Source organism: Mesorhizobium sp. LNJC405B00, assembly GCF_000502615.1.
GTDB lineage: Bacteria > Pseudomonadota > Alphaproteobacteria > Rhizobiales > Rhizobiaceae > Mesorhizobium.
In genome coordinates, this window is sequence record NZ_AYWC01000018.1 from 67,153 (window position 1) to 75,427 (window position 8,275).

Consider the following 8,275-nt stretch of genomic DNA (forward strand, 5'->3'; position numbering starts at 1 on the left):
GGGGTCGACCTCGTCGACCGCCATCTCCTCGCCTGGCTGCACGTGAAAAGCCGCGGCACAGCCGGCAAGGTAGGAATTTAACCGGGCTAACCATCTTCTGGGACTTCGCACGCAAATCGAGGCGGCAGTCAATTCAGTAGCAGCCCGGGCGTGTGTTCTGCTCGTTCCGGCCCCTCGCACTTAGCAAGGAACTGCGCCGCTCTGCCGGGCCAAAGGCCCGACGCCCGAAGGGCAACCGCTCCTACGCGATCGCGTCCGCCTCCAGAAGCCGCCATCGAAAAGAATGCTCGCGTCGTCACCACCTACGGCCAAAGCGGGCAATCAAGGCAGCTGGCATCACTCTGCCACACACCCTCGACGAGCAACTCGCCTGAGATCAGCCCCAGAACGTAGGTAACACGCGCCGCGCCGGCGCTTGTCGAACATGCTGATCAGCCTGTCTTACAGGCGGTGATTAGGTGGGGCTCAACATCTTCCGGGACTTCGCACGCGATTTCGAGGTGGCAGTCGGTACCAAGAAACGAAAGGTCGGATCGGCGTGCCCGAGACGCTCAATGATTTCAGGCAAAGGCGCCAGGCGAGATGCCTCCTGCAACATCATTTCCCGCATCCACATGCTTGCCGGATCACTATTGTGAAGCTCAGGCCATTGGACGGCTTCCGTGAATGCAGGAGGAGGAAGTGGCGGCGGAAGTTGGACAATCCGCAGGGGTGTTGTTTTTGCGAAATGCTGCGCCAGCCGTAAGGGCATAGTCCCGATGCGGCTGGTGCCTGACAGGACGGGCGGGATCAGGCTAAAGCCCTGTACGACAACTTCGATACGTCTCTCGAAACCGTGCTCGAGCAAATACCATTCCTCCATGGTGGGCTGCCGGGTGTGCCTGAATTTGAGCACAACATGCCCCATGCACAAGTATCGCTCGAATGTAAGTGGCTCCGACAGCTGCTTGTTCGTGCCGCAGCCTACGCCTACGAGCTTATCTTCGAACAGGGCTGCCCGAGGATGTTTCGACATGAACACTTCCGGCATAATCAGAAAATCAACGTCGCCGCGCCGGAGAAGCTCCTCGGGGTCGTCGCAAATAGGCAGACATTCAAAGCGAACGGCGGGAGCTTCCCGCGCAGCGCGCTCTACTATCTTCCTAAAAAATACGAGCGTGATGTAATCGGAAAGCATGATTCGGAAGAGACGATCCGATTGGGCCGGGTTGAAGGCGTCGGGGGAAATAATCGATAGCTGGATGTGCAGCAATGCGTCCCGGACTGCTGGGGCGAGCCCGTCGGCGCGCGGCGTCAAAATGAGCTCGCGGCCGTTCATCGTAAATAGCTCATCGTTGAAATAGGCGCGTAGCCGAGCAACGGCGGCGCTCATGGCCGGCTGGCTCAGGTTGATACTGCGAGCCGCGGCAGTGACTTTACGCTCCCTCATCAGAGCGTCCAGCACAACGAGGAGATTTAGATCCAGCCCTTTGAAACGCATGTCATGTTCTATCCAACGTGTGGATGCGTATCATTCAAACAATCAATTTTACGAATTTACGAGCCATGCATTAGAGGAACGGAAAGTGAGCGACGTCAAGCTCAAATCGACGACACGGGCCGGAACTCGAGAGAGCGTCTGGCTCACCTTCGCCAACGACAACGGCTGAGTGCAGCCACCAACGCCGCTTTGGTCGAGTAATGCGGCCGCAAAAACCAATATGAAGAGAGGTCCTGAATGCGCCATCAGGTGCAGTGGAAGTTGTGCTGGGAAAACGAGTTGCAGCTCTCCGATCACGTTAAGCTCGCCGAGTTCTTTCGTGATACGTACGGGCCGACTGGGGCGTCCAACGCAGAACCGTTCGAAGGTAGTCGAAGCTGGGCCGGAGCCAGGCCTGAACTCCGCGTAATCGCCTATGATTCAAGCGGTGTAGCGGCTCACATGGGCATACTGCGCCGTTTCATCAAGGTCGACGCGGTCGACCTGTTGGTGGCTGAACTGGGCCTGTACGGGGTACGTCCGGACCTTGAGGGTCTGGGAATCGCCCATTCAATCCATGTCATGCTTCCAATACTGCAGGAGCTTGGCGTTCCATTCGCTTTCGGAACGGTCAGGGACGCGATGCGGAATCATGTTGAGAGGTTCGGACGGCGATACAGCCCTATGGCCGTTTTGTCGGGAATTCGCGTGCGCTCCACCCGACCAGAGGCCCGCCTCGACCTGCCGCCCACACGCATCGATGACGCACTCACAATTGTTCTGCCAGTTGGACGGCCGATCAGCGAATGGCCCACGGGCACGATGATAGATCGGAACGGACCAGAGCTATGAGCCGGTCCGATTGCTTGTACGAAGTGCGCCGTGAGTGCTCTGACGGCACCGGCCGTCGAAGCGTTTATCTGACGTTTGACGACGGTCCCAATCCACTTTTCACACCGGAGATTCTCGACGTGCTGGCAGAGCAGCGGGTGCCGGCGACTTTCTTCGTCATCGGCGCCTACGCCTTAGAGCACCCATATCTAATCCAACGGATGATCGCAGAAGGGCACGAGGTAGGCAACCACACGATGTCTCATCCGGATCTGTACCAATGCGGTTTCGGCGAAGTGCAACGTGAGGTCTTTGAAGCGAACGACGCCATCATGAGAGCGTGCCCGCAGGCCTCGGTCCGCTTTGTTCGCGCGCCCTACGGCGCCTGGAGCGAAGAAGTCTGCACAGCATCACAGATCGCCGGGCTGGCGGCCCTTCATTGGTCCGTCGACCCTCGAGATTGGTCTCGCCCTGGAGTCGAGGCGATTATCGATAAAGTGCTCGCCTCCGTCCGGCCGGGCGCAATTGTACTCTTGCACGACGGATGCCCTCCCGGCGAGTTGAGCCAGGGCGCTCACGCCGGCATGCGCGACCAGACGGTCACGGCGCTGTCCCGGCTGATTCCAGCACTGCGTGAGCGCGGATTTGTAATCCGCTCACTTCCTCAACATCACTGAACAACGAGATCCCATGACTCTTCTTGGTACAACCAGCACTGTGGCCATTTCGCTTTATGCACTGCTCTCGACTGCCTATAAGAGCATGCAAGGGCTTTATGCTATGCCGACAAAGGATTCGTCGGCGTTGGAGGTTCTCGCCGGCTCCGACAAACTGCCCAGCGTCGATGTCATCGTCCCCTGCTTCAACGAGGATCCGCGCACGCTTTCAGAGTGCCTGGCTTCCATTGCAGACCAAGAATACGCCGGAAGACTTCGGGTCTATTTGGTTGATGACGGTTCTGGAAATCGCGAAGCCTTAGGAACTGTCCACGAAGACTACGCGCGCGACCCCAGGTTCGACATCATTTTGCTTCCCGAGAATGTTGGAAAGCGCAAGGCGCAGATCGCCGCGATACGACGCTCATCAGGGGATCTGGTGCTTAACGTTGATTCAGACACGGTACTCGCGCCCGACGTCATTTCCAAGCTTGTACCGAAGATGCGAGATTCAGCGGTCGGCGCAGTCATGGGTCAGTTGACGGCCAGTAACCGAACCGAGAGCTGGCTGACCAGGCTGATAGACATGGAGTACTGGCTGGCTTGCAACGAGGAGCGCGCGGCACAGGCTCGCTTCGGTGCCGTTATGTGCTGTTGCGGCCCATGTGCCATGTACCGCCGGTCTGCGCTCCTTTTGTTACTGGACCAGTACGAGTCGCAATTTTTTCGGGGCAAGCCAAGCGACTTCGGTGAGGATCGCCATCTCACTATCCTGATGCTGAAAGCAGGCTTTCGAACCGAATACGTTCCGAGCGCCATCGCGGCCACAGTCGTTCCGAACAGACTCGGACCGTATCTGCGCCAACAACTCCGTTGGGCACGAAGCACATTCCGGGACACACTGCTTGGGCTGCGCTTGCTGCCTAGCCTAAATAGCTATCTCACGTTGGACGTGGTCGGACAGAATCTCGGCGCGCTACTCCTCGCCCTATCGGTATTAACGGGCCTCGCACATTTCGCACTGACAGGCACTGTGCCTTGGTGGACAGGACTGATGATTGTGTCCATGACCATGCTCCGATGCAGCGTGGTAGCATTTCGTGCTCGACAATTTCGATTTCTTGGCTTTTCGCTGCACACGTTCATCAACGTCTTTCTCTTGCTTCCGTTGAAGGCCTACGCGCTGTGTACCTTGAGCAATAGCGATTGGCTGTCGCGAAGCTCTGCTGTGGCTACATCGAACACTGGGGGAAAACAGGCCCCCACCCAAGCTCCGATCACTGGTTCCAGCAGGGCAGAACTCTCGCCCCATTCGGCTCCGCTTCGCAGGCTCAGTCTTGCGCGGGATTCTTCGGAATTAGTCCTGTCGGACAACATTTGCGGCGACGATTGATCGCAAATACCTAATGGACGAGAGGTGCACGAGTTTGACCCAGAACGTGAATCATCAGTTGCTTGATCGGGAATTGGCCGCCGACGATCCGTGGGGCCTCGACGGCAATCCATTCGAGCGGAAGCGCCACACGCAAATGCTCCAGCTGGCGCTTGCCCAAGGCTCCATTACAAATGCCCTCGAAGTCGGGTGCGCTGCCGGCGCATTCACGGAAAAACTAGCCCCCTACTGCCAAGGGCTCACCGTCATCGATGTCGTGGCGCAAGCGATTGCTCGAGCACGTCAACGGATAAAGGAGCCGTCGCGCATCAACTGGATAGTCTGCGATGTTCAACAGTTTTCGACCGACGAGTTGTTTGACGTGATCGTTGTGGCGGAGGTCCTCTACTACCTCGGAGACATAGCCGAGATGCGCGCGGCCGTCAAAAACCTGGTGCGGGTGCTTGCGCCAGGCGGGCATCTGATCTTCGGATCGGCAAGGGATGCTAATTGCCGTCGCTGGGGTCACGCCGCTGGTGCTGAGCCGGTCATCGCCATGCTGAACGAAACGTTGATCGAGGTAGAGCGGCTTGAGTGTCGGGGCGAGTCGGTCAACGAAGACTGCTTGCTCGTCCGTTTCCGGAATCCGATTTCCGCTTCCTGATGAATCTCGAATCTATCGCCGTTAACGTGGAGACACTATGCGCATCTGTGGTACCAAGCTGACCCATGATGGGGCGATCGCCCTGGTCCAGGATGGACGGCTCGTCTTCTGCGATGACCAGGAAAAGCGGCACAACGATCCGCGATACCAATCCATCGATAATCTCGACGCAATTGTCGCCGCTTTAGCGGAGCAGCGGCTAGATCCTTGTGATGTCGATCAGTTCGTTATCGACGGCGGGGATGACGAAGACGAGTCACAGTTTCAGGTCGGCAGGGAACCAAGCAACCGCCAGTTTTGTCGTCCCTCTCGGTAAAATGAACCCATGTCCATGATAGCGATCGACCTTACTGACGTAAGCAAAACTTATGACAAGCTCGTTGTCGACAGGCTGTCGTTCCGCGTTGCGGCGGGGGAATGCTTCGGGCTCTTGGGACCGAACGGCGCGGGCAAAAGCACGATTGCGCGTATGGTCCTCGGCATGACATCGCCTGATGCGGGGAAGATTACTGTGCTCGGCGCTCCAGTGCCGGCGCGCGCGCGTTTGGCACGTATGCGCATCGGCGTGGTCCCGCAGTTCGACAATCTTGATGCCGCGTTCACTGTACGCGAGAACCTGTTGGTGTTCGGGCGCTACTTCCGGATGAGCAGACGCCAGATCGATGCGGTCATACCATCGCTGCTTGAGTTCGCCCGCCTCGAGAACAAAGCGGATGCGCGCGTCGCCGAACTGTCCGGCGGCATGAAGCGGCGCCTGACGCTCGCGCGTGCGCTCATCAATGACCCGCACTTGCTGGTGATGGACGAGCCGACCACCGGCCTCGATCCGCAGGCCCGCCACCTGATCTGGGATCGGCTGCGATCGCTGCTGGCGCGGGGCAAGACTATTCTTTTGACTACCCATTTCATGGAAGAGGCCGAGCGGCTGTGCGATCGGCTGTGCGTTATGGAGGAGGGGCGCAAGATCGCCGAAGGTCGCCCGTCCGAACTCATTGACGAGCAGATCGGCTGTGACGTGGTGGAGGTCTACGGCGGCAATCCGCATGAACTGGGTGCGCTGATCCGGCCGTACGCACAGCGCATCGAGGTGAGCGGTGAGACGCTTTTTTGCTATGCACCCGATCCGGAGCAGGTGCTGGCGCAGCTACGCGGGCGCACGGGTCTACGCCTTCTGCAGCGTCCCCCCAATCTCGAGGATGTGTTTTTGCGGTTAACCGGGCGCGAGATGGAGGACTGAACAATGGGCGAACGTTATGCGGCGGGCATGCCCGCCAATGCGTGGAATTGGGTCGCGGTTTGGCGCCGCAACTATCTTGGATGGAAGAAAATCGGGCTTGCATCGGTTCTCGGCAACCTCGCCGATCCGATGATCTATCTGTTCGGTCTCGGCTTTGGCATCGGAACAATGATAGGTCCTGTTGAGGGCACTTCGTACATTGCGTTTCTCGCGGCTGGCATGGTTGCCACAAGCGTGATGGCATCGGCGACCGCTGAAACGGTCTACGGGAGTTTCGGCCGCATGGGCGACCAGCGCACCTGGGAAGGAATGCTATGCACTCAGCTGACGCTCGGCGATATCTTACTCGGCGAATTGGCGTGGGCAGCCACGAAGGCCCTCATGGCGGGCACAGCAATCACTATTGTTGCCACCACGCTCGGCTACGCATCGTGGCCATCCATCCTCTGCTTGCTGCCAGTCATCGCTCTCAATGGCCTCGCCTTCGCGAGTCTAGCGATGGTCGTCACGGCGCTTGCGCCCAGTTATGAATATTTCATATTTTATAATACGCTTGTTATTACACCCATGCTGTTCCTTTGCGGCGCGATGTTTCCGGTCAACCAATTGCCCGGCGCTTTTCAGTATGCTGCCTCCTTATTACCGCTCGCACATGCAATCGACCTCATTCGTCCAGCGATGCTTGGCCGTCCGATTGACAAAATGGGCCTGCATATCGGCGCGCTTTGCATATACACAGTTTTGCCCTTCTTCTTTTCGATTGCTCTTTTTCGTCGAAGGCTGATGCGTTGACGCTACTCACCATTCGAATTGAATGTTTGGTCGCAACCCATTCACACGCCGCCTAGATCAAGACATGCGTTTTAAGGGACTCGATCTGAATCTCCTCGTTGTGTTGGACGCTCTGGTCAGGGAACGTAAAGTCACCGCGGCGGCCCGCAGTATTAACCTGAGCCAGCCGGCAATGAGCGCCGCCGTTGCTCGGTTACGCGCCTATTTCAGCGATGAGCTATTTACGATGAGCGGCCGCGAGCTCATTTTGACACCTCGCGCTGAGGGGCTCGCCCCAGCAGTCAGGGAGGCATTGCTGCACATCCAGCTATCGATTATTTCCTGGGACGCCTTCAACCCAGCCCAATCGGATCGTCGCTTCCGGATTATCCTTTCCGATTACATCACGCTCGTATTTTTTAAGAAGATCGTAGAACGTGCTGCGCGGGAAGCTCCCGCCGTCCGCTTTGAATGTCTCCCTATTTCCGACGACCCCGAGGAGCTTCTCCGGCGCGGCGACGTTGATTTTCTAATTATGCCGGAAGTATTCATGTCGAAACATCCTCGCGCAGCCCTGTTCGAAGATATGCTCGTGTGCGTAGGCTGCGGCACGAACAAGCAGCTGTCAGAGCCACTTACATTGGAGCGATACTTATCGATGGGGCAGGTTGTGTTCAAATTCGGGGACACCCGGCAGCTCTCCATGGAGGAATGGTATTTGCTCGAGCACGGTTTCGAGAGACGCATCGAAGTTGTCGTACACGGCTTTAGCCTGATCCCGCCCGTTGTATCAGGCACCAGCCGCATCGGGACCATGCCCTTACGGCTGGCGCAGCATTTCGCAAAAACAACACCCCTGCGGATTGTCAAACTTCCGCCGCCACTTCCTCCCGCATTCACGGAGGCCGTTCAATGGCCTGCGCTCCACAATAGTGATCCGGCAAGCATGTGGATGCGGGAAATGATGTTGCAGGAGGGATCTCGTATGATTCCTCTGCCTAAGAGCACCGGACGTCTGAGTTGTCCCCAAATTGAGAAACTGCCCCCCCCTCGACTATGAGAGGAGGCATGGATGGCGATCCCCCGCCGCCTGCGACCCCGCAACTGCTCAGCAGAAGGGCGAAGCGCACGAGAGTGCATCCATTTCGTAAATGTGTGCCTATCCAAGCAATCGATTTCTGCAACTGTCCGATGACGAATATGAACGCGCCTGAAGGTGTGGAGGCGGAAGCCTGTTCGGGCCCTTGCGGCCGACCACGATGAATCCCTTCCAAACCTTCAGCCG

8 protein-coding genes and 1 pseudogene are annotated in these 8,275 nt (G+C 57.8%); 8 read left to right on the forward strand and 1 reads right to left on the reverse strand.

The genetic code is table 11. The annotated features are described in order from the left end of the window. Positions 1-454 precede the first annotated feature (454 nt). The gene (locus X756_RS140480) at positions 455-1,480 is read right to left on the reverse strand and encodes a LysR family transcriptional regulator (RefSeq protein ID WP_023712679.1); all 1,026 of its coding nucleotides are present in this window, start codon (positions 1,478-1,480) and stop codon (positions 455-457) included. Between the two features lie 237 nt (positions 1,481-1,717). Between X756_RS140480 and X756_RS140475 the strand changes: the two genes are divergently transcribed. From X756_RS140475 to X756_RS140440, 8 genes and pseudogenes are all read left to right on the forward strand, one after another. Next, on the forward strand, positions 1,718-2,311 hold the full coding sequence (locus X756_RS140475; RefSeq protein ID WP_023685029.1) for a NodA family N-acyltransferase: 594 nt from the start codon (positions 1,718-1,720) through the stop codon (positions 2,309-2,311). Further along, the gene (nodB, locus tag X756_RS140470) at positions 2,308-2,967 is read left to right on the forward strand and encodes a chitooligosaccharide deacetylase NodB (protein WP_023672235.1); all 660 of its coding nucleotides are present in this window, start codon (positions 2,308-2,310) and stop codon (positions 2,965-2,967) included. The genes X756_RS140475 and nodB overlap by 4 nt, the downstream gene beginning before the upstream one ends. A gap of 13 nt (positions 2,968-2,980) precedes the next feature. Next, positions 2,981-4,339, forward strand: a complete 1,359-nt coding sequence (gene nodC, locus X756_RS140465) for a chitooligosaccharide synthase NodC (RefSeq protein ID WP_023687361.1) — start codon at positions 2,981-2,983, stop codon at positions 4,337-4,339. A gap of 13 nt (positions 4,340-4,352) precedes the next feature. Then, positions 4,353-4,982 carry a nodulation methyltransferase NodS gene (nodS, locus tag X756_RS140460; protein WP_023685032.1) on the forward strand — a complete coding sequence of 210 codons (630 nt, stop codon included), beginning with the start codon at positions 4,353-4,355 and terminating at the stop codon, positions 4,980-4,982. A gap of 37 nt (positions 4,983-5,019) precedes the next feature. Next, positions 5,020-5,253, forward strand: a pseudogene (locus tag X756_RS140455) (carbamoyltransferase N-terminal domain-containing protein); the annotation flags it as partial. A 54-nt stretch (positions 5,254-5,307) separates the two neighbouring features. Beyond that, positions 5,308-6,219 (forward strand): nodulation factor ABC transporter ATP-binding protein NodI, encoded by a 912-nt coding sequence (nodI, locus tag X756_RS140450; protein WP_023685034.1) that lies wholly within the window; start codon positions 5,308-5,310, stop codon positions 6,217-6,219. Between the two features lie 3 nt (positions 6,220-6,222). Beyond that, positions 6,223-7,011 carry an ABC transporter permease gene (locus X756_RS140445; RefSeq protein WP_023687364.1) on the forward strand — a complete coding sequence of 263 codons (789 nt, stop codon included), beginning with the start codon at positions 6,223-6,225 and terminating at the stop codon, positions 7,009-7,011. Positions 7,012-7,075: 64 nt separating this feature from the next. Then, positions 7,076-8,050, forward strand: a complete 975-nt coding sequence (locus tag X756_RS140440) for a LysR family transcriptional regulator (RefSeq protein WP_023731296.1) — start codon at positions 7,076-7,078, stop codon at positions 8,048-8,050. Positions 8,051-8,275: the final 225 nt, after the last annotated feature.